Source organism: Sphingobacterium rhinopitheci (assembly GCF_022627575.1).
Taxonomy (GTDB): domain Bacteria; phylum Bacteroidota; class Bacteroidia; order Sphingobacteriales; family Sphingobacteriaceae; genus Sphingobacterium; species Sphingobacterium rhinopitheci.
Genome location: NZ_JADEYQ010000002.1, coordinates 378,549 through 401,305, shown reverse-complemented (window position 1 = coordinate 401,305; position 22,757 = coordinate 378,549). Strand labels below are relative to the sequence as shown.

General features: G+C 35.8%; 15 protein-coding genes. 5 read left to right on the top strand and 10 right to left on the bottom strand.

Features of this window, described 5'->3' with window-relative positions:
- The first annotated feature begins 117 nt into the window (after window positions 1-117).
- The 4 genes from IP023_RS04355 (at window position 118) to IP023_RS04340 (ending at window position 3,218) form a co-directional block, all read left to right on the top strand.
- Window positions 118-696, top strand: a complete 579-nt coding sequence (locus IP023_RS04355) for a LemA family protein (protein ID WP_241789028.1) — start codon at window positions 118-120, stop codon at window positions 694-696.
- 88 nt (window positions 697-784) lie between these two features.
- Complete coding sequence (locus IP023_RS04350) at window positions 785-1,219, top strand: TPM domain-containing protein (RefSeq protein WP_241789027.1); 435 nt, start codon at window positions 785-787, stop codon at window positions 1,217-1,219.
- A 9-nt stretch (window positions 1,220-1,228) separates the two neighbouring features.
- A complete protein-coding gene (locus IP023_RS04345; protein WP_241789026.1) occupies window positions 1,229-2,047 on the top strand; it encodes a TPM domain-containing protein in 819 nt (272 codons plus the stop codon).
- 46 nt (window positions 2,048-2,093) lie between these two features.
- Window positions 2,094-3,218 carry a TlpA disulfide reductase family protein gene (locus IP023_RS04340; protein ID WP_241789025.1) on the top strand — a complete coding sequence of 375 codons (1,125 nt, stop codon included), beginning with the start codon at window positions 2,094-2,096 and terminating at the stop codon, window positions 3,216-3,218.
- 287 nt (window positions 3,219-3,505) lie between these two features.
- Here the strand turns inward: IP023_RS04340 and IP023_RS04335 are convergent, their stop codons facing one another.
- From IP023_RS04335 to IP023_RS04300, 8 genes are all read right to left on the bottom strand, one after another.
- Window positions 3,506-4,972, bottom strand: coding sequence for a PKD-like family lipoprotein (locus IP023_RS04335; RefSeq protein ID WP_241789024.1), 1,467 nt, complete (start codon window positions 4,970-4,972; stop codon window positions 3,506-3,508).
- Window positions 4,973-4,980: 8 nt separating this feature from the next.
- Window positions 4,981-5,658 (bottom strand): DUF4843 domain-containing protein, encoded by a 678-nt coding sequence (locus tag IP023_RS04330; protein WP_241789023.1) that lies wholly within the window; start codon window positions 5,656-5,658, stop codon window positions 4,981-4,983.
- A 62-nt stretch (window positions 5,659-5,720) separates the two neighbouring features.
- The gene (locus IP023_RS04325) at window positions 5,721-7,142 is read right to left on the bottom strand and encodes a RagB/SusD family nutrient uptake outer membrane protein (protein WP_241789022.1); all 1,422 of its coding nucleotides are present in this window, start codon (window positions 7,140-7,142) and stop codon (window positions 5,721-5,723) included.
- An 18-nt stretch (window positions 7,143-7,160) separates the two neighbouring features.
- Entirely contained in the window at window positions 7,161-10,472 is a 3,312-nt protein-coding gene (locus IP023_RS04320; RefSeq protein WP_241789021.1) for a SusC/RagA family TonB-linked outer membrane protein, read from the bottom strand.
- An 85-nt stretch (window positions 10,473-10,557) separates the two neighbouring features.
- Complete coding sequence (locus IP023_RS04315; protein WP_241789020.1) at window positions 10,558-11,781, bottom strand: FecR family protein; 1,224 nt, start codon at window positions 11,779-11,781, stop codon at window positions 10,558-10,560.
- A gap of 361 nt (window positions 11,782-12,142) precedes the next feature.
- Window positions 12,143-12,736, bottom strand: a complete 594-nt coding sequence (locus IP023_RS04310; protein ID WP_317224528.1) for an RNA polymerase sigma factor — start codon at window positions 12,734-12,736, stop codon at window positions 12,143-12,145.
- A 996-nt stretch (window positions 12,737-13,732) separates the two neighbouring features.
- Entirely contained in the window at window positions 13,733-13,981 is a 249-nt protein-coding gene (locus tag IP023_RS04305; protein WP_241789018.1) for a hypothetical protein, read from the bottom strand.
- A gap of 403 nt (window positions 13,982-14,384) precedes the next feature.
- A complete protein-coding gene (locus IP023_RS04300; RefSeq protein ID WP_241789017.1) occupies window positions 14,385-15,569 on the bottom strand; it encodes a trans-sulfuration enzyme family protein in 1,185 nt (394 codons plus the stop codon).
- 99 nt (window positions 15,570-15,668) lie between these two features.
- Between IP023_RS04300 and IP023_RS04295 the strand changes: the two genes are divergently transcribed.
- Window positions 15,669-18,167, top strand: a complete 2,499-nt coding sequence (locus IP023_RS04295; protein WP_241789016.1) for a M14 metallopeptidase family protein — start codon at window positions 15,669-15,671, stop codon at window positions 18,165-18,167.
- Window positions 18,168-18,595: 428 nt separating this feature from the next.
- Here the strand turns inward: IP023_RS04295 and mfd are convergent, their stop codons facing one another.
- Window positions 18,596-21,931, bottom strand: coding sequence for a transcription-repair coupling factor (mfd, locus tag IP023_RS04290; protein WP_241789015.1), 3,336 nt, complete (start codon window positions 21,929-21,931; stop codon window positions 18,596-18,598).
- 180 nt (window positions 21,932-22,111) lie between these two features.
- The gene (locus tag IP023_RS04285; protein WP_241789014.1) at window positions 22,112-22,657 is read right to left on the bottom strand and encodes a hypothetical protein; all 546 of its coding nucleotides are present in this window, start codon (window positions 22,655-22,657) and stop codon (window positions 22,112-22,114) included.
- Between the last annotated feature and the right edge of the window lie 100 nt (window positions 22,658-22,757).

Sequence of the window (22,757 nt, the reverse complement as noted above, 5' to 3'; positions counted from 1 at the left end):
AAGTTACGGAATTACCGTCTAATGTTTAAAAAGGATATTACGCTGTTTACACGTCTATGACGTTATTATTAGAAAATATTTCTTATTTTTAAAAAAATTAGTTTGAAAAAATTACATATGAAAAGATTATTATTTGCAATCTTAGGTTTATTTACAGCCTTATCTTTTAGTTCTTGTGGTTATAATACAATGGTATCTCAAGATGAAAATGTAAAAGCTAAATGGGCACAGGTAGAGAATGTGTATCAACGTCGTGCAGATTTAATTCCAAATTTGGTGTCTACTGTAAAAGGAGCTGCTCAACATGAGCAAGGGACATTGACAGCTGTAGTAGAAGCACGTGCTAAGGCGACTTCTGTGAATGTAAATGCGGATGATCTATCGGAAGAATCAATTGCTGAATTTCAAAAAACGCAAGATGCTCTTTCTAAATCTATAGGTCGTCTATTGGTAAGTGTTGAAGCTTATCCAGATTTGAAAGCAAACTCTAATTTTCAAGAATTGCAAGCACAATTGGAAGGAACAGAGAATCGTATCTCTGTAGAAAGAAGATCTTATAATGATGCCGTGCAACAGTATAATACAACGGTTCGTAGTTTTCCGAACAATATCATGGCCGGTATTTTTGGGTTTAAAGCTAAGGGTACTTTCACTGCAGCAGAGGGTTCTGATAAAGCGCCTGCAGTTGCTTTTTAGCAGAATATTTTACTTATAATATTACTAAAAGGTGAATGATGGTGCGTTGAATGCCCCAATTGTTCACCTTTTTTAGCATAAATTTGATATGGGAATACTTAGTTCAGAAGAGCAAGAAAGAATAACACATGCTGTTAGTTTAGCGGAAAATCGTACATCTGGCGAAATACGTGTTGTCGTAGAAAATATCGTAGGAAAATGTACAGCCTTGGATAAAGCAGCAAAATATTTTGAGAAATTAGAAATGCATAAAACGGGATTGCGAAATGGGGTACTAATCTATCTTGCTGTTGCAGATCATCAATTTGCAATCATTGGTGACAAAGGTATTAATGCGAAAGTGGAAGCTGATTTCTGGGAATGTACAAAAGAAAAAATGTTACTTCATTTTCGTGAGGGAAATTATGCCAAGGGGTTAATAGAAGGAATACATCAAGCAGGAGAGAGACTACATGTTTTTTTTCCCCGACAAGAGGATGATGTAAACGAATTACCTAATGAAGTTCATTTTGGCAGTAACTAATTATTTAATATGATATTCGCTAAATACAATTTATTTGATCAATTAGGTGTAAAACATGGTGTTATTACTCTATGTTTTTTGCTGCTTTCCTTTATTGGTTCAGCGCAGGATCTCCCTGCACAACCAAAAGGGTTAGTTAGTGATTTTACCAATACATTGACTTCTACAGAAGTCAATGCCTTAGAGCGAAAGCTTCTTTCATTTGAAGATAGTACATCTATTCAGTTGGCTGTTGTTTTGGTAAATTCTACCGATGGATATGATATTGCTGATTATGCTGTACGTCTAGCTAAGAAATGGGGTGTAGGGCAACAGAAATATAACAATGGTATTATTGTCGTTGCGGCTATTGGAGATCGTGCAGTAACTATTCAGACCGGATATGGTATTGAGGGGGCACTGCCTGATGCTATTGTATATCGAATTATTGATAATGAAATAAAACCAGCCTTCAGAGATGCCAATTATTATGAAGGATTAAATGATGCTACAAATGCCATTATATCTTATACTAAAGGAGAATATAAGGCCGATTCCAAGGCTAAAAAATCTGATGCTGAAGGAGGTGGTCTTGGTGGAGTTATTGTCATTGTAATCATTTTTGTTGTTATTGCATTTATATCCAAAGGTGGGGGTGATAACCGTGGCGGTCGTGTTATCAATGGTAAAGGTGGTAACGATTTATTTTGGTGGATGCTTTTGAATGGTTTAGGCCGTGGTGGCGGCGGAAGCTCCGGTGGTGGATTTGGTGGTGGCGACAGTGGAGGCGGCTTCGGTGGCTTCGGCGGTGGTGATTTTGGTGGTGGCGGTGCCAGTGGACGTTGGTAGATTAAACGTTTTATATTTTAAATAGTCATATTAGAAACTTTGAATAATGAAAAAGAAAATATTATTAGCGGCAGCATTATTGCCGTCATTGTTATTTGCTCAAGAGGAATTTACGATAAAAGGGAAGATCGGTCAATTGAATACACCGGCAAAAGTATACCTACAATATGCAGAAGGAGGCCAGCGTAAGTTGGATTCTGCAGCTATCAATAATGGCTCTTTTGTGTTCAATGGTGTGGTTGCTGAACCATCTCAGGCATTTGTAATATTGTCTGCTGAAGGCAAGCCTTTGCGTCAATTGTCGAAACCCGATTTCCGTACTATTTACTTGAGTAAAGGTGTGGTCAATATTACTGGAGAGAACTTCAAAAATGCTAAAATTTCGGGTACGAAGGTTAACGATGATTTAGTAAATTACGAAATAGCGCGTGCTGAAGTTAAGGCTGCGATTGATGTTTTGATGCAAGAGTATCAAGGTGCTACCGATGAACAAAAAGCAGATGAAGCTTTCAATGCTCGAATAGAATCTAATTATGAGGCATTGATGGCGAAGCAAGGTCTTGTGGATATCGCTTTTATTAAAGCAAACCCTTCCAGTTTGATCTCTTTGAATATATTGTCAGACAAATTGGATGCTTCCAATGTTGGGGAGCTTCAAGGACTGTATGCTAGCTTGGACGCAAACCTAAAAAGCTCTAAAAAAGGAGTTGAGTTACAAGAAAAAGTAAATAATTTAAGCAAATTAGCAGTCGGACAAGTAGCGCCGGATATCAGCATGCCAGATGCAAATGGTAAAGAAATTGCTCTCTCGTCATTACGAGGTAAGTATGTATTGGTAGATTTTTGGGCTTCATGGTGTGGTCCTTGTCGCCAAGAGAATCCTAATGTAGTAGCTGCCTATGATAAATTTAAAGATAAAGGCTTTACTATTTATGGCGTATCATTAGACCGACCAGGAAAAAAGGATGATTGGGTTGCAGCTATTGAGCACGATAAATTGGGACAATGGACAAATGTTTCTGATCTGCAATTTTGGAATTCGCCTGTAGTAAAATTGTATTCTATTAGAGGCATTCCTCAAAATTTTCTCTTAGATAAAGAAGGACGTATCGTAGCTTCTAATCTTCGTGGTGAGGCTTTGGAAGAGAAATTGTCCGAACTATTAGATTAATAGCAATAGATATAAAAAGGGTCGTGTAAGTTTATTATGCGACCCTTTTTTGAAACTGTTCTTTATGCAGTTTTGTAATGATAAAATAATAAATTAGGGTCTTCAATGATTGGGAGGTAAAGTTTCCTTTTAGAACACACACAAAATTAGCCTCTTCTTAGGTGGTTATTTAATGTGTAACACTAATGATTTTTATTTTCCTGCTAATTTTATTACATCAACATCATCTATGGTCTAAGGCTTTATATTATTTCCTTCATTAATGTACGACACTATAAATAACAATTTTATCGAACATTAATGATCCTATAACTTAAATTCGTTATTTCACCAAACCCTTTAAATATTTTAATTTCTTGGGATGAATCTTTATCTCCAAACTGCGTTAAAGGAATATAGTGCACTTCCCCATTATCACCTTTATTAATAGCTACAGTTAATTGTAGGCCCGAGTTATCCCCATGTTTCAACACTTTTATATCTGCTATACGATTGCCTGCGCCCAAATCTTGAAATAATGAAACGTCTCCATTTGTACAATCTATTTTGTAGATGCTGTTTTCTGTAGCATAGTACGCATAGTCCCAGATATTAGAAGCCGCAAATGCAGACAAATTATTGAGCCCAATATTAGAGGATAATTCAAAGAATCTACCGCTGCTTACTGCAGATCGTGTGCTGAAAGGGAAATAATAGATATAATATGTATTGCTATTTCTATCCTTCATGATGGCATAGCTATTATTTGATTTGCCTTTGTCGGCAGCTATCATTTCTTTAGCAACATTATTTAATTCAAATTGCCCATTTATCATCGCTGTCGTTGGAAAGTCAAATGATCTAGACAAATATTCCACGGTTAGAAATTTTTCATATTTATTGTCATAGAAATATGTCGGTGATCCTGAGCTGGTGAATACAAAGGGAAACAAGTCGTGATCTCCTTCAAATTCAGTACTAAACGGTCCGTAATCTACCCCGTCGTCGCCCATAAATACCTGTCCTATAGCGGCATACAATTTACCTTCGTCGATGAGGTATTGATCGAGCAGAAATCCACTTATATCGTACGCTGGTTTATTGAAAAAATTCATTTCATCAAAGAAATAATTATTATTCTCTCCTGTTTGAATCATGCTATCCGAATGAAATATCATTAAGCCCTGTTGCGTAAAGTATAAAATTTGTTTGAATTGTCCAGAAAATTCCGAGCCTACAGCGCCAGAATAGGCCGCAATTAATTTGGACGGATAGCTCCGCTCATTGACATCCTCTAGTGTGTTATAAGACACCACGTCGTCTATCGTGCGGATGAATGATAATCTACCTCTGCCATCTACATTATTACCAACAATCCAGCCTTGTGAAAAGCCTCCCATAACTCTAATAGAGAATAATATACTAATAGCTTTAATTTTTGTGTCTTGGTCGATCACAGAATATTGTACACTATGTGTACCAATATTTAAAAAAATCTGTTCTTCGAGGTTACGATTTTCTGATAGTATACTAAATTTATCTTTAGCATACAATCGCCATTCATACGTGTATGTTTTATTGGGGTTTAGATTATTTAATTCTGGATAGATTTTCAACGAATCCAACTGCGTGACTTCGTATTTGGGTTGTATTGAGTTCGATGCTATTCGAAAATCATCAATTTCCTTTTGTGTTTCAATAAAGGTGTCTTTATTACAGCTGGATAGTAACAAAAGCATCATTAGAAGGCGAGCTATATTTTTTATAATCATCATTTTTTTATTTAGAATGTAATCCTGTTCCCAAATTCATCAATCAATGGTCCATTTGCCAATTCGTATTTCATCAACGCCGTACGGAGCCTCAACGGTAGATTACCGACCTCAGGTGTTGGCGACATATAGGTGATGCCTTCATATACAATAGGGAAAAATAAACCTTCAAAATTGTAGTCTTCACCGTACACACTGATAATAAATTGTAGCTTTGTTACACTAAAACTACCGATTTCAAATGCCAAATATCCCCACCAAATGGGTTCAGATAGATTGTCGTTAAAAATTATTTTGAAATAGGGGATACTCAAGGTATTGCCAATTTCTAGCCCTAGTGCACCTTCCATAAAGAAATTGTTAGGATCAATTTTTACATAGAGTCTCTTTGACTCTTCTCTAATGTTCGGACTTCTTAACAGCACAACGGGGTAAAGGATCTCTGTAGCCCCCGCAGGAAAGGTAATTTCCGACAAAATATAATCTCTATTTTCTACTGCTGTTGTTCCGTCTGTTGCAACAAGATTTATACGTCTGTCAACTGCTGTGGCTGCGCCTTGTATACGAACTCTCAATTTGACGGTGTCTTGAACTACTTCTGGTAACTTGGTCAAAAAGGAATAAATAACACTATCGGAGTCATACCTACCAATATATATGCTAATGGCATCAGGTCCTTCATAATACATGATTTTTTCCTTAGCACAACTTGACAGGAGGCATAGGATGGATATTGTATAAATAATTATTTTCATGGCGATTGATAATTAAGGTTAAATTCTTTTTCTAATTCTGGTGTTGGTAAAACATAAGCTGATTTGGAAAAGTTAGCTGGACTAAATTGAAATTGATTCATATCTTTTCGTTTATAGTACAAGAAGAGTTGTCCTTCGGCATAGAATTCCTTTTGATATTCCTTCGTAATTTCATCTTGAATAAAAATTCTATTCAGGGTGTTCGAATTTTTGGGTAAATCCACTAAGTGCCTTGCATTTCTTATTCTATTGAGATGATCTAAAGCTTCATCCTCCGTTGGTGCTGTCTCGGCGAGAATATAACACATTTCACTCATACGAATCACTGGAACCATCCTGTCTAACCTTAAACTATCAATTTCCGAAGTAGAAGTTTGCCAGAATTTGGAAGAAATAAGTACATTGCTACTGTTTTCAAATAAATTTGCGTACCGTAAATCATTAGTATTCCCTTCATATATAGCGGACAAATCAGCAAGTGGTCTTGTTAATGAAAACCTAGAATTGATCAGGATTGTAAAATATGAATTCACTGCCCAGGCTCCGATATTTCTATTGCGTAATGCGAAAACCAGTTCAGACATAAATAATCTATCCTTGGTGCCAGCAATAGTAGTATTGACAGATGAAGTTGCTACAAAAGGAAATTGTTGTGAATCGACTATTACTTTTGCAGCGTCATATGCTTGCTTTTCCTCTCCTTTATAGTGATATACCCTAGCTTGCAATCCTTTTATAGCGTAATAATTCATTTTGAATCGACGCTGCATGGTGTTGTCGAAAATAGGGTCTAGCTCTTTTAATAAAGTCTCTGCTATATCTAAATCTTCTAAGACATTATCTATGATTTCAGTAATGGATAGAGCTGCGGTCGGATTTTGATCAATAGTTTTCCTATAAGGGATGCCGATGCCATTTGTATTGCTTGCAAAAGATGGCGCAAATAAGCGTAATAAATCAAAATGCAATAATGCTCGAATAGCATAGGCTTCTCCAGTAATCTGCTGATAGGCACTCGTTGATAGCACATTGCGGTTTGACTCTGCAAATTTCAAGATATTATTTACTGAGGCTATTGTGTTGTAAGCAGAGGTCCAAATAGAAGATGCGTATCGCGTAAATTCTGTTGAGCTATAATTATACGCACGCGTATCAACAAATAAGCTGCCTAGTCCTGATGTTGCATAATTTTGTGCCAAAGCAGCAGTGAAGCCCATGGTCATATTGTCACCGTATAAACTCCGTGCGGCTAATGTTGCATAGACGCCAGATAAAGCTTGATCAAAGCCAAGCTCAGAGGCGAACATTTCATTCTCCGATAAACTAGATTTGGGCTCGACATCTAAATATTTGGTACAACTAACAGCTGTTATAGCAACAACTGCGTGTATTATTATTTGATAAATTTTCTTTTTCATAATTAAATTCGAAAAATGTTAAATGCCTAAACGAATGGAAAATGAATATGTCCTTGCGAATGGATTGGAGGTACCACGTTCAATTTCAATAGAACTCCACTGGTACAAGTCATTCGTTATGCCGGATATAGCCAAACTTTGTAATCCTACTCTTTTTAACCACTCGCTTCTGTAAAAATTATAACTAATGGACAAGGAGCTAATTGTAAGTAGGTTATTGTCTTGTACAAATCGAGAGGTAACTCGAGTAGGAATAGTATTTACGCCTATACGCGTAAATTGAGATATATCTCCAGGTGCAGTCCAGCCCAAGTCATATGCTCTACGATCCACATTGAAGTTTGGGTTGACAGATTCAACTTTATCAATCAATGTTTGATTGTATAGTTGGCCTCCGAACTGAAAATTCAACAGCAAGCCTAGCTCAAAACCTTTATACAAGAAATTACTTCCAAAATTTCCATTCCATTTAGGTATGCTTACTCCATATGCCACCTTATCTGCTGCATTCCATACAAAAGTTCGTAGCCCCTCCTTTGTTAGATAAATTTCTGAACCTGTAGCAGGATCAACGCCTAAAGATCTTACAACATAAATAGCATCCATTGATTCGCCCTCTTGAAATAAAATATTAGGATTTCTTTGTTCCTCATTATTCTCATTTAATAAATCATTGGAAGCTTTTAATTTATTGGATAATTCTTTTAGGGTATTTCTATTTGTAAAACCGTTTAGGTTTATCCCCCACATGATTCCATTTGCTTTGTTATCAATGATTTTATAACGTGTAGAAAATTCAAGCCCTCTGTTTTGAACTACGCCCAAATTTTCGGAGAAATTTGAGAATCCCGTTGAGGGCGCTAAAGTAATCCTCGTTAAAGAATTTTTTGTTATTTCCTGATAGACATCGAAGCGTAGGTCTAGCCGTTCTTTAAATAGGGTTAAATCCAGTCCGATATTTAATTTGTACACATTTTGCCAACTCAATGTAGGATTACCAAGATTTGTAATTATAGCGCCTAATTCTCCATAATAACTACTTGTCGATGAATAGCCATATCTCGTTTGGGAAGAATAAGCAGGAATATTTAAGGATCCTGTAGTACCATAACTGCTTCTTATTTTGAAGCGATTAACCATGTCATTCTTTAGAAAAAAATGTTCATTGTGTATGTTCCAACCTAGGCCAGTGGACCAAAATGTTCCAAATCGTTTCGCTGTTCCATACTGTGAAGAGCCATCGTTTCTAAGCGACAGATCAGCAAGAAATCTGTTGTCGTAAGAATAGTTTGAGCTGTATAAAAAACCAACTCTTCGCATTGTACTTTCATCACCCGCAGGCCTGCCATTCGTTTGATATTGGTAAGCAAACAGTAAATTGTCTAATCTATCATAAGGGAATCCTTCTGCTATGATTTGAGAAAACTTATTCGTACTATTTGCAAGATCAAAGGCTGCTGTCGTAAATAGCTGATGCTTGTTAGCAGAAAGATTATAGTTCAAAGTAGTGATGCTTTCATAAGAAGAACTCGCGGTGTTAAGATAGGTATATGTTCCTTTTTGGTTTGGATCAGTAATCGTTTCAAAACGACTATCAGAGGCGGAAAAAAATTGATCCGTGCCGCCTTCCTGGCGTGAGAGACTTAGGTTAGATTCAATATAAAGATTCTTCAAGATATTATATCGAATCTGAAAACTATTCGTGAAGCCTAAATATTTTGTTTGATTTAAAGAATTTAACTTGGCATCAAACAAAGGGTTGGTTCTTCTAAAACGAACATTGTTAATCAGGTATTCTTCTAAATACCGCTGTACAAGGCCCTCATTATCATAGGGAGACAAATACGGGTTTAACTGTAGGTAATCACTAAAGTTGCCATAGGGGGACTCATTGGATAAATTTTGAAAAACGCGAATTGAATTTTTGAATTGCAACTTATTCACCAGATAAGTTAAGTCAAATTGTCCGGAATAATTCTTACGATCTTGGCCCCGCATCACCCCTTGTTGCATGTCTGAAGCTGCCAATAGCCCATAACGTAAATGATTGTCTCCGCCCTGTAGATTTAATGAAGTCCTGTTGTTGTAGCCTACTTGCGTAGGGATTTCTTTCCAATTGGTGTTAATCCCTCTATGAATATTTTTAAGCCTTTCATTATAAAGCACATCATTGCGGTAATATTCTTCATCAGTTTTAGCATCATATACACCTGACCTTAGCTCAAAATCTAATTTTTCGACTGCATTTAAGTAATTATATACAGAAAGGTTTGGTCTAGACCATCTAAAATCATTGGTCAGAATAACTTGCACTTTACCAGGTTTAGGACTAATTGTGTTTATTACCATAATCCCGTTCGCTCCGCGGGAACCATAGATTGCTGTAGCTGAAGCATCTTTTAATAACGTAATACTTGCTATCATATTCATATCCAAGTCGATCACACGTTCTATTGTAACCTCAAATCCATCCAATACGAATAAAGGTTGATTAGGATTTGAAGACAATTCACTATTTATATTTGGAAATGAGTTTTGTCCTCTCAGTTGAATTTCGGGAATCTGATTAATGTTGCCTCCCAGTTGATTGTTTGGCAAAACCCTAAACGCGGGGTCGTATGCGGAAATAGCAGTAAATATGTTATTGCTGGTAATTTTTTTTAAATCACTTCCTGAAATCGTCATTGCGGCACCTGTAAAGCTCGATATATCACGATTGAAAATACCCGTAACCAAGACATCTTCTATGGCCTCAGGTTTTTCATGTAGTTCTATTCGATAATTAATTGACGGTGTAAGGGGCACAATTTTCTTGGTAAAGCCTACATTTGTAATGATGATGTGCTTTACATATTCAGGAATGTTAAACACAAATTTACCCTGGTTATCAGTTTGTGTGTGAATATTTCTTTCGGTAATGGCTATTGTAGCTCCCTGTATAGGCTGCTTCGTGTCTTCACTAACTAATTGGCCTTGTATTGTTCTATAATCAGCCTTGTCCTCATCTATAAACACAATAGTTTGGTGTTTTATGATGAATATTATTCCCGTTTTAATATTGAAGTATTCGTCTAATACCTGAATTAGGTCTACATCTTTAAAATTAGGGCTAATTTTTTTATTAAAATCTAGCTTCGAAGAGGTAAATACAAAATCATAACCCGTCTGTTTACGAATCTCTGATAAGAATTCATTCAATGTAATATTTTTCTTATCTATTGTAACCGTTTGCAATTGTGCAATAGCAGGCCCAATATATACAGATGCTAGGATTAACAGCATTGCAAGCGTGCGGCTAGTTTTTCTATGTGTCAAAGTAGTAGCGTTCATAATTTTGTTTAGTCCTTTATCAAATGATTTTATCTTTAGAGTAGGTTTTTATTAGTACATGTTGGGTACCATATATGTGTAGTGCTTATTCCATTACAATAATCTCTTTTCCTTTTACCTCAAAGCGTAAGTCATTTGTTTTAGTTAGAATTTTTAATATTTCTGATAAGTTTTTTTTTCTTGATATTTGTCCCCATATTTTTACAGGAGGGATTCCATCGTTGTAAACGATATCCACATCATAGCATCGACCAATTTCATGCATCACACTTTCTATTGGTTCATCAATAAAGTAGAACAGCTCATTTCTCCAAGCTAAATTCAAATCTAAATTGGCCGCCGATAATATGAGTTTACCATCTTTTAATAAGGTTTGTTGTAAAGGTTTTAGCTCCTGCAGTAGACTAGAAGTTCTAACTTTCACGGCGCCTTCTACTAAGGTTGTTATTATTCCATCTGTTGTGGAATACGCGTTAATGTTAAACTTCGTGCCATAGACCAGAATATCTTGTTGTTGTGTAGCTGTGATGACCTGAACTACAAATCTTCGTGCCGTATCAATAGCGATATCAAAATACCCTTCTCCTTCTAGACTGACCTGGCGTTCGGATTCGATAAAAAATGTTGGGAAGATCAGTTTGGATTCCGCATTAAGATCAACAATTGATCCATCAGATAGTGTCACGGCATAGCTACTACCCCGAGGAGTAACGAGCGTATTAATGGTATTAGTGCTTGTACTGTATTTTTTGTTGTGCTGAAAGGAAATAGTAGCCATTCCCGTTTTTTCTAATTGTGCATCACCAATATTTATACTTTTTCCTATAGCTAATTCATCAAGTTTATAAACTTCCCCACCGGAAGTTGTCAATAGCGCAATATCTATGGCAGTCGGTTCTTTTTCAATATTTACAGACCTCTGAATAGCCTCATTCTTTGCGCTACTGGGTTCTACTTTTCCAATTTCTTTCTTTAATTCCTGGATAGGCATCAGAATGACTAAAGGGGAGGCTAATAGTATAAATAACGCCGCTACGGAGGCCCATTGATGGTAAGGGGATTTTTTCTTTTTTATTTGATTATTTACAGGAAATGTATTGATAATACTGTCTATAATAGCTTTGCTACTTTTTTTAGGTAAATCTGTTAAAGGATTCTTTGTGTAAAAAGACTGTTCGACAATCTCTTCAAGAAGCGGATTACACTCTTCTAGAAGAAAATAGGTGCTTAGCTCTTCTCGCTCATCTACAGTTTCTGTCCCACTCAAGCACTGTTCAACTAAATATATAATACGTGATTTATTATTCATTTATATAATTTTTAACAGGTATGTTTAATAATCAAGAAATAAGCTTCTCTAGTATTGCATACATATTAAGGACAATCAACAGCTTGGCTTGGGGGTCTTGGCTTAAAAATATTTAGAGATACTGACCTATTATTATTCAAAATGAAAGACATTATATTTTGCTAATCGACCTTATATCATATCTGCTATGACGGATGGGCATTCCGTTTTTTTTTCGCAAAATGAAGCTAAACTCATCGCCTTAGCGTATTGGCAGTACGGAAGTACATCCTCCTCCTATTGCCAATCCGCTAAGGCGACATTTGAAGAGGATGTTCGGAAAGTATCTAATTGTAATTTATAGGTAGTTAAATGAATAGCTCTAAAAATATTTTGAAAAAAAATATAGTATAAAAATTACCGGCAACTCTTTAAGATGGCGTAAACAGAAGGCGCGAATACTTTTTATTGCTTTTTCAAGGTTTGATTTTATAGTTTCAGGCGATACATTTAATTCTTTTGCGGCTTCATTTCTTGTCAAATATTTTTCTTTCGATAAGATATATGCTTGTCTTTGTTTTTCAGGCAAACGTTTAATGGCTTGTTGAAGAATATCTTCAAATTCCTTTTCTTGTACGTTGAAATCTGTGTCAGAAAATACACGTAAAATAGCGTCTTTAGCGACTTCTTGTGCATATCGTTTATAGTGTTCATTCTTTTTGATAAGATTCAAGACTGAATTTTTGGCAATCACAAATACGTATTTTTCAATATTATCAATATGCATTATCTCATCACGGATGATCCAAATTTTCAAAAAAGTATCTTGCACGACATCTTCAGCAATAGCTACATCGTTGGATAATCTTAATGCCACAGTATATATCCTAGAACGGTAATAATCGTAAAAATCACGAAATATACGCTCGTCCTGTAAGGATATTCCTGAAAATAAATTATAGCACTTTTCTTCCACTCGTAATTGTACATTTAGGTTGCCTCTAAAAACATTCTATTTTTTAGTAAGCGATTTCTACTTTTTTTCTCTGTTGTTTGCTTTATACTGGTTATTAAGCGTCTTTTTAGTATATATTTTATTATGTGAGAATTTATCATCTTGCTTTTTGAAATGATTTTTTCCTTCACCCGTTTTGGTGCTTCCAGTTTAGAAGAGCTATTTCTATATGCTTGGTTTTAATGGTACTAGCGTTTATTGTGCATCATATAGAAATGCGTCAATGCGGTTTAAATTGCTGTCCAGTTTACGTTTTGGATCTTATTTGATTCCATTAACGAAAATATCTGCTGTTATTTTTTGTTCAGTGCTTATCGTTATCTTTCTGTGCCTTTAGTGGGGGCTATCCTCAAAATTTTTAGTTATACGATCCGCTTCATTCACTTTTGTTGTTCTCTCGTTAAATTCGCTGTTTAAAGTTTTATCAAAACGAATAGCTAGTCAGTTTTCTGCATCGACACCTAAATGTTTAGGGCTTTTATTGAATTTCCAAACCATTCTTACGGGCTAGAATACGGACGTTCGTGCTCGAGACCGCAAAAGCTATGAAGTGCATTCTATTATATATCAGGTTTTTGACCTGACCCTATGAAATGGATATTAGTGAAGATGCATCAATGTGTTAAGCATTAATGCATAATAACAAGATAGAGATTCCTTTCTACCTTATCATTAGCTGTGTAATTCTGGCTTCAGATGGTTACGAAATAGGGGAATAGCAGTATTGAGTTGCTATAAGTTGGGCTGCCAGACTACTGGGTTTACTCCGCTTGATATCTTAATTAAAATTTATATTATTCGATAATGGTTAATAAATCGTATTAATAAATATACTTAAAATTAAGTAAATAGTGCTGTTTTTTTTTGATAATATTTTTTCCTAAGAATTACTTTTGTGTTTATTTGAGATAATAATGACATAATTGATTCCACTAGAAAACGGCATCTCAGTTATAATTAATAATCATAGAAATTAGCAAAAGTTAAATAATTATTTACTTTTACTAATTCTATAAGCCATTTAAAGGTGTTGTCTTTTTTAATTTTTGTGTAGATATATTCTCCAGCATAAGCAGTTAAATGATCTGCATCATAGTATAAACGCATGTTATCTTCTTGAAACTTAGAATAGATCCCATTATGGGATAATAAATGATTGATATCCAGTATTTTTACATTCGGAATGTTTTCAAATATCTGCTGCAATAACCTCTGCTCCTAAGGGTCTATACGAAATAGGAAAGAGAAGAAAGTATCCTGTAAGCAAAGTAAATAGAATGATGGCAGTAAATAGTAGAAGTAAACGTTTGATTCTTTTGGTATAAAAATCGATATAAAAAATTGCTTATTTTCCATTTGGTCATATACAATTTTAGAAATGAGATTACCTGAAATTACAAAAAATATATCTACACCGATAAAACCTCTTGGGAATTAGGAGGTATTGATAGGGTAGATCAGCAGTTAATTACTATAAGGAAAAAGGAGCTCATTTATTTATGGTTTCAAATTTAAAAATCTGAAAGTAACGAATTTTTATCGCTTTATATGAGCTAGAGAAAAAATGACATATTTTTATCTAGCTCAAGTAAAGTTGCTTTATCGTAGATTATAATTTGGAAATTGCCTGTTCCCAATCGGCGATGATATCATCTATATGTTCGATACCTACAGAGATGCGTAGCATGCCACGGGTGATGCCTGAAGTTTCCTTCTGTTCTTTACTATGGTGTGATCCCCACATACTTGCTGGATGTACAACGAGCGATTCTACACCACCTAAGCTTGCAGCATTTACAAAAATGCGCAAGTTGCCTAATATCGTTTGCGCATTTTTAAATTCTTCCTCTTCATTATTACCTGCCACTTCTATACAAAGCATTCCTGTGAATCCTTTCATTTGCGACTTCGCTAATTCGTATTGCGCATGATTAGGTAATCCAACATAAATGACCTTTTTTATAGCTTTATGGCTATTCAAATATTGCGCTAAGGCGAGGGCATTTTTATTTATTTGATCTACGCGTAAGGCTAGGGTTTTTAAGCCTCTTAATAATAGCCATGAGTCAAAGGGGCTTAATGATGCGCCTAATACTAATGAACGACGCCATACCTTGTTGATATACTCTTTTGTGCCACATACTGCGCCTGCAGTAAGATCAGAGTGCCCTCCCAAATATTTTGTAGCGGAGTGTATCACTATATCTATACCAAAATCTTTAGGCGTTTGATTTATGGGGGACGCAAATGTGTTGTCTACCATGGTAGTGATTCCTTTGTCTTTTCCCAATTGACCAATAAAAGCCAAATCTGTAATATTAAGATTTGGATTGGACGGTGTTTCTATATATAGCAATTTGGTATTCTCCTGTATAGCGTTTAAGAATGCTTGATTGTTGCATTGATCTACACGGGTAATCGTAATACCATAGTCTGCTAAGAAATCGTTGAAGAATAATGTAGATCCGGAGTAATGTGCATTTTGAACAACAATGTGATCGCCTGATTTTACGATAGCCAATATAGCGGTGCTAATGGCAGCCATGCCTGTTGCTAAAACTAAAGCATCTTCTGTTTTTTCTAATTTGGCGAGTATTGCTGCTACCTGACTATTGGTAGGGTTGCCGTGGCGGTGATAAAATTCGGGATGCTTTGGCTCTGTTGCAGCATGTATATATGCTGCTAGGTCACCATCAGCAAGATAGGTTGATGTTTGATATATTGGTGTAACAACGGATTTTGTCGTGTTGAATTCTTTTCCAGTATGTATTAAATTAGTCTCTAATCTGCTCATTTCATGATAAGTTTAATCAAAGCTAAAAAATATCTATTAATATTGTAGAGTATGTGAAGAAGAAAAAAATATCTATATTGCATAGACCTAATTAATCGCATGAAAAAAATTATACTGTTAGCCAATTTTTTGGTTTTAATTGTAAGTGCTTTTGCACAAATAAAATCACCTGAAGAATATCTGGGTTATAAAATAGGAACCAAGATAACACCACATTGGAAGATGTTAGATTATTATCGCTACATAGCCACCCAGGCGCCCAATATGGTAAAATATGAGCAATATGGCGAATCTGTTGAAGGACGACCTTTATATGTATTTTACGTTTCTTCAGTCGCTAATATCGCACGGTTAGAAGATATTCGTTCCAACAATCTAAAGATAGCAGGTGAAATGGATGGGGCTGCTATATTAAGTAATATGCCTGCGATTTTATGGATGAGTAATAATGCTCATGGTAATGAAACTTCTTCTGGAGAGGCTGCTATGATGACTTTGTACCAATTGATAGATCCCAAAAATAACAAGACAAAAAAGGAATTAGAGAATACCTTGGTTGTAATTGATCCATGTCTAAATCCTGATGGTACGGAACGCTATAACAATTGGCAGAATGGTATACTTGGCACCAAATATAACCCTGAATTATATGCGCGCGAGCACAATGAACCTTGGCCATCTGGCAGATTGAATCATTATTATTTTGACCTAAATAGGGACTGGGCTTGGCAGACACAACAAGAGTCCGAACTTAGGGCTAAATTGTATAACAGTTGGTTGCCACATATTCATGTTGATTTTCATGAACAAGGAATCAATGCACCTTATTATTTCCCTCCCGCGGCAGAGCCTTTGCATGAGGTAATAACGCCTTGGCAGCAAGAGTTTCAAGGAACTATTGGTAAGCACAATGCCAATTATTTCGATAAGAAAGGTTGGCTTTATTTTACCAAAGAAAGATTTGATTTGTTTTATCCTTCATACGGGGATACATACCCTGTCTATTCAGGGGCTATAGGTATGACCTATGAAAAGGCGGGGAATGGTTCTGCTGGCCTTGGTGTTTATACAGCAGATAGAGATACATTGACATTGGAAGGCCGAGCTATTGAGCACCATGCCTCCGGGATGAATATGCTTGAAATAGTATCCCAAAATGCGGATCGTGTAGTTTCCGAATTTCAAAAATTCTATAAGCAAGCTAATGCAGGAGGTCTGTCTACATATCAAAGCTATGTGATCAAGTATGATCCAGCACGTGAATCAAGTATGCGTGCTTTAGCAGGTCTTTTAGATAAGAATAAGATACGTTATTATTCTTCCTCAGGTACATTTAAAGGGGTTGATTATAGTACCAAGAAGAATGAAACTTATACGGTAAAAGAAAAAGATTTAATTATTCCAGGCAATCAACCTAAAGGTGCTTTGGTACGTGTTTTATTTGAGCCAGAGGCTAAATTGAGGGATTCTGTAACTTATGATATTACAGCTTGGTCACTACCATATGTATATGGGCTGCAGGGAATGGCTAGTGCTACAAAAGTAACGCATACTAATCCTTATAGTTTTGCTAAAATAAATAATGCTATAGAAGCAGGATTTGGATATGCGTTCAAATGGGATGGCTTTGGTTCAGCACAGTTGTTGTCGGCATTATTGCAAAACAAAATTACAGTCAAATCTTCTGCATTTGCCTTTAAGATGAACGGTGTTGATTTTCCGCGTGGTTCTATTTTGGTGATGACAAATAACGCTAAGGCTGCTTCTAAGATTGCTGCGGTCAAAGCTTATGCAGATAAATACAATGTGCAGCTATATTCTGTTCTTTCGGGGATTTTAGAAGGTGGTAAAGATTTGGGGAGTGCTGATGTACAGACAATCAAAGCACCACACGTGATGATGTTGGCAGGACCACAGTTACGTGCTCTTAGTGTAGGAGAGATATGGCATTATTTTGATCGTCAATTGCAATATCCAATTACCATGGTCAATTCTGAGGATATTGGGCGCGTAAAATGGTCCGATGTAGACGTATTTATTATGGCTAAAGGTAATTATTCATTCTTGAAAGATAAAGTGCAGGCAGATGCTTTTGCTACTTGGTTGAAAGAAGGGGGGAAAGTTATCGCTTTAGAAAGTGCGGTAGAACAATTGTCAGCACAGCCTTGGAGTAATATAAAGGCTATAAAGCAAGATACAATAGCACAAGAGAAGCGTAGTCCATTGAGAAAGTATGCCGATAGAGAGCGTGAGTCTATGAAAGAGTACACTGGAGGTGCCATTTATAAAGTTAATTTTGACTCTACTCATCCCTTGATGTATGGTCAGAATGAATATTATACGCTCAAACAAAATGCTACGCTCTATCAGTATTTCAAAGATAATAAAGGATGGAATATTGGTTATATCAAAGATAATGCGTTGATGAGTGGTTTTGTAGGCCAACATTTGAAGGGTCAACTAAAGAATGGGCTGATTTTTGGAGCTCAAGATGTAGATAAAGGATCCGTTATTTATATCGCTGATGCGGTCTTATTTCGTAACTTTTGGGATAGTGGGAAGCTGATTATGGCAAATGCACTATTTCAAGTACAATAAAAGGAGGCGGATCATACGATTCGCCTTTTTCGTTATATGTTTTTGTTTGAGTTGCTTTTAGTGTAAATTTATATTTTAATTATAACTTCTTTATTATGAGATGTTTAGCATTGTTTTTTATGCTATTTAGTGCTGTTAAGATTAATTATTTTTCTTTTATATGAAAAAATAATTAAATTTTTTCTTTAAACTTAAAATATTATCATTATTTTTATGTTATTAAACTTAATTTATAATGAATAGTGTGTTAGTTTTTAGAATATTGCAAAACAAATATGTTAAAATAGGTCTTGTTCTATTGATACTAATAGCTATGTATAAATTTGGTGAGTTACTAGGTGGGTATGCGTTTTTTTTACTAACCTAATTTGTTCGTAATAATGCGAGTTGGATCGGCGTTGGTGCGTGCCAATTCAACTCGTATTTATTTATAGCATCTTTTTTAACAGATATAAAGCATAATCTATATTATTAACGTTGCTCAGCGCTAGTCGTAGTTGCCCTTTTACTTCTTTTAGATTACTGTTGCTCGGGTTAGCACCGACAAAAGCTAATACTTTACCAAATTGATCAGATTCAAAGTATGAAGATTTAGGGTTGTTAAGGAAAAATCCTTTCAACGTATCTTTCTTGTAAGATATTTTCTCAAAACCAATCTCTTTTCCTAACCATTGTAAGCGTAATGTATTGAATAGCTCAAATACAGGAGCAGGAATAGGCCCAAATCGGTCCTCTAGTTCTTTCTCAAAAGCTAAAAGTTGATTCTCATCTTCGAGCTTAGCAATTTCATTGTATAAATTGTAGCGTTCGCCAATATTAGTGACATACTCATCAGGAATCATTACTTCCAAGTCGGTATCTATTTGTGTAAAAGATATATATTTTCTATTCTGATCGTCCGCAAATAATTCGCCAAATTCATCATCTTTTAACTCTTGTACGGCTTCATCTAATATCTTGTTATACATTTCAAAGCCAATCTCAGCAATGAATCCGGATTGTTCACCTCCCAAAAGATTGCCCGATCCTCGAATATCCAAATCACGCATAGCGACATTAAAACCCGATCCTAGCTCAGAGAATTCCTCAATAGCAGATAAACGCTTGTATGCTTCAGGAGTAAGCGTTGACAGTGGCGGACTCAAAAGATAACAAAAAGCTTTTTTGTTCGAACGCCCAACGCGTCCGCGCATCTGATGTAGATCACTCAAACCAAACATATGAGCATGATTGATGATAATGGTATTTGCATTAGGGATATCAAGACCTGCTTCGATGATTGTAGTAGCTACTAAGACATCGAAATCATGGTTGATAAATTTTAACATTACATCTTCCAAATCATCGCCCTCTAATTGACCATGTGCGACACCGACACGGGCGCCTGGAACAAGCTTCTGTATCATAGCGCCAAGCTGCTTAAGATCGGCTACACGGTTGTGAATAAAGAACACCTGTCCACCGCGATCTATCTCATAGGCTATAGCCTCCTGAATTAGCGTTTCTCCAAATACATGAAGTTCGGTCTGCACGGGTTGCCTGTTTGGTGGTGGGGTAGAGATAATACTCAAGTCACGAGCACCCATCAATGAGAAATGAAGCGTACGTGGAATAGGTGTTGCGGTCAATGTAAGTGAATCTACATTGGCACGCATTACTTTGAGTTTTTCTTTTACGGTAACCCCAAATTTTTGCTCCTCATCAATAATCATCAGGCCTAAATCTTTAAACTTCACGTCTTTACTTACTAAGCGATGGGTGCCGATGATAATATCAACTTTCCCTTCTTCCAATCTTTTTAAAGTATCTTTAATCTGTTTGGGTGTCTTAAAGCGGTTGATATAATCAATGTTTGCAGGAAGTCCTTTTAGGCGTTCTGTGAAAGTACGATGATGTTGTGACGCTAATATTGTGGTAGGGACTAATATTGCGACTTGTTTGCTATCTGCTACTGCTTTGAATGCCGCACGAATAGCAACTTCCGTCTTCCCAAAACCAACATCTCCACATACCAAACGATCCATCGGGTGTGGGGATTCCATATCGCGCTTTACATCGGCAGTTGCTTTCTCTTGATCAGGTGTATCTTCGTATATAAAGGAAGCTTCAAGCTCATTTTGTAAATATGTATCCGGACTAAAAGCATTACCTGTTTGTGCTTTACGAACAGCATATAGCTTGATCAAGTCACGTGCAATATCTTTAACCTTTTTCTTTGTTGTTTTCTTTAATTTATCCCAGGTATCTGTTCCTAATTTATTCATTTTTGGAACTGTCCCCTCCTTACCAGAATATTTCGATATACGGTTTAAAGAATTTATATTGACATATAACAGGTCATTGTCAGCATAGATCAAGCGAATCATCTCTTGCGTTTTGCCGTTAACATCGACTTTTTCTAAGCCGGCGTATTTTCCTACACCATGATCAATATGTGTGATGTAATCACCTGGTTTTAGGTCGCGTAGCTCTTTTAGCGTGATGGCCTGAGAGCGTTCATATGCTTTGATACGTTTATATTTATAATATCTATCGAATATCTGATGATCGGTATAACAGGCTAGTTTTGTACTGTCATCACGAAATCCTTCGCGTAAAGCTTTATAAATAGGTGTAAAGGTAACCGATTTATCTAAATCGGTTAGGATAGCATAAATGCGTTCTACTTGTTTCGTAGAATCTGAAAATATAAGGTTCTCAATTTTCTTACTTTCATTTTCTTTGAAATTATGTATTAGTAAATTGAAATCTTTATTGAATGAAGGTTGTGGATGCGTATCAAATTGAATCGTTGCATCCGCTTTGAAAAAGAACTGCTTTCCAAATTCTACATTTGGAAAATCAAATAGCATAGCACCAAAATTCTTGTCATCCGTAAACGTAAATCGAGGATCGACCCATTCAGGGTTATTTTTGAGATCTGTTGCTGATAGCGCTTTCCATAGTTGGGATGATTTTTTATATCCTTCTAATATTACATCAAGTGTGAATTGAACATCTTTAATCCAGATGACAGAATCCCTATCAATATATTCTAATAAGGAAATATGATTGCTAGCAAGAAATTTCGCTTGTACATTGGGAACAATACTGACGGTATGAATCTTACTTACAGATAGCTGTGATTCAATATCAAAAGTACGGATACTTTCAATTTCGTCACCAAAAAATTCTATCCGATACGGTAGATCATTCGAGAAAGAAAAGATATCCACGATTCCACCACGAATAGCGAATTGTCCTGGTTCATAAACGAAGTCGACACGATCGAAATCATATTCATATAGAAATTCATTGATGAAATCAATACTCAATTTTGTGTTTTGAGTGATAGCTAATGTATTCTTCTCAAGATCTGTACGATTAATTACTTTTTCACTGATTGCCTCAGGATAAGTAACCACAATCTTTGGTAATTCTGAGGTATGATTTAAGGAACTTAAAGTTTCTGCACGTTGCAATACATTGGCGCTGTCCAGTTGAGTAAAATCAAAGGCTTTACGGTATGAAGCAGGGAAAAATAAAATCTGTTTGTCAAAAAGACTTTCCAAATCACTAAGGAAGTAAGAAGCGTCTTCGTGTGTAGGTAGGATAAATACATACGGGCGCTCTTGTAGCGAATAGGCGGCTGCTGCAACTAACGCATCAGAAGAGCCTATAAGACCTTTGAGGTGTACTTTAGGGGTTTTCCCTTGGATAGCTTTTACAAAAGATGTAACCTGTTCTGTTTGTCCGTATTGTAATAAGATCTCTTTTATATTCACGTAAAGTCAGTATTTATACAAAAATACAAAAAATCAATGAATGCTGTTTTATGCGATTATGTAAATCGTAATTGTACCGTTAATAAACAAGTGTATACACATATATTTCTGAGCAGAATACTATGAAAGCAAAGAATATATTAAGTTATAGGGAGGGATCTGTCAGCAAAGACAAATCATTTAATATAAATCATTTTCTGCCGCAAAGCCTGTGATGTAGTTATAGCTTTCTTGAAGATCAAATTGAAGGTCTTCGTGTAGCTTATCATATTTAGTAAGGGTAGCTTTTAAGCGGGCGATTACATATCTATGTAGCTTATCTGATATTGCGATATATGATTTCTCAAAAAGTATTGGATAGGTTTTGAAGGCATTTTCAAGAATCAACAATCGGAATTCTACCTCCGAAAATTTGTCTTTAGTTATTTTTTCATGCTCGTTTATTAATCCGCTTTGTTGGCGGATTAAAGAAGTAAGCCCTTTGTAGTTGCTGTATACAGCGCTATTTTTAATGTCAGAGCGATTTGGGTTACTCATTTCATTCAATTTTTCACGTAGTGATTCAATTCTTCGTGACAAGTCATCTTCATCTTCTAATAGTTGAAAATGAAGTTGTTTCATTAGCATTTTATCTTTACTAATAAGGCGAATCAATAATTTATCTTTTTCCCGGGGAGAAAGATTTAGGACAGCTTCTTTTAGTTCAGGATCTTTATGCAATGACATGGTGTAAAGATAATATTAAAGGAGATATTGGTCAAGATTATATTTGTTTGAAGTGATGGTTGTTTTTACTTATCTATAAAAAGTACCATTAAAAGATGGA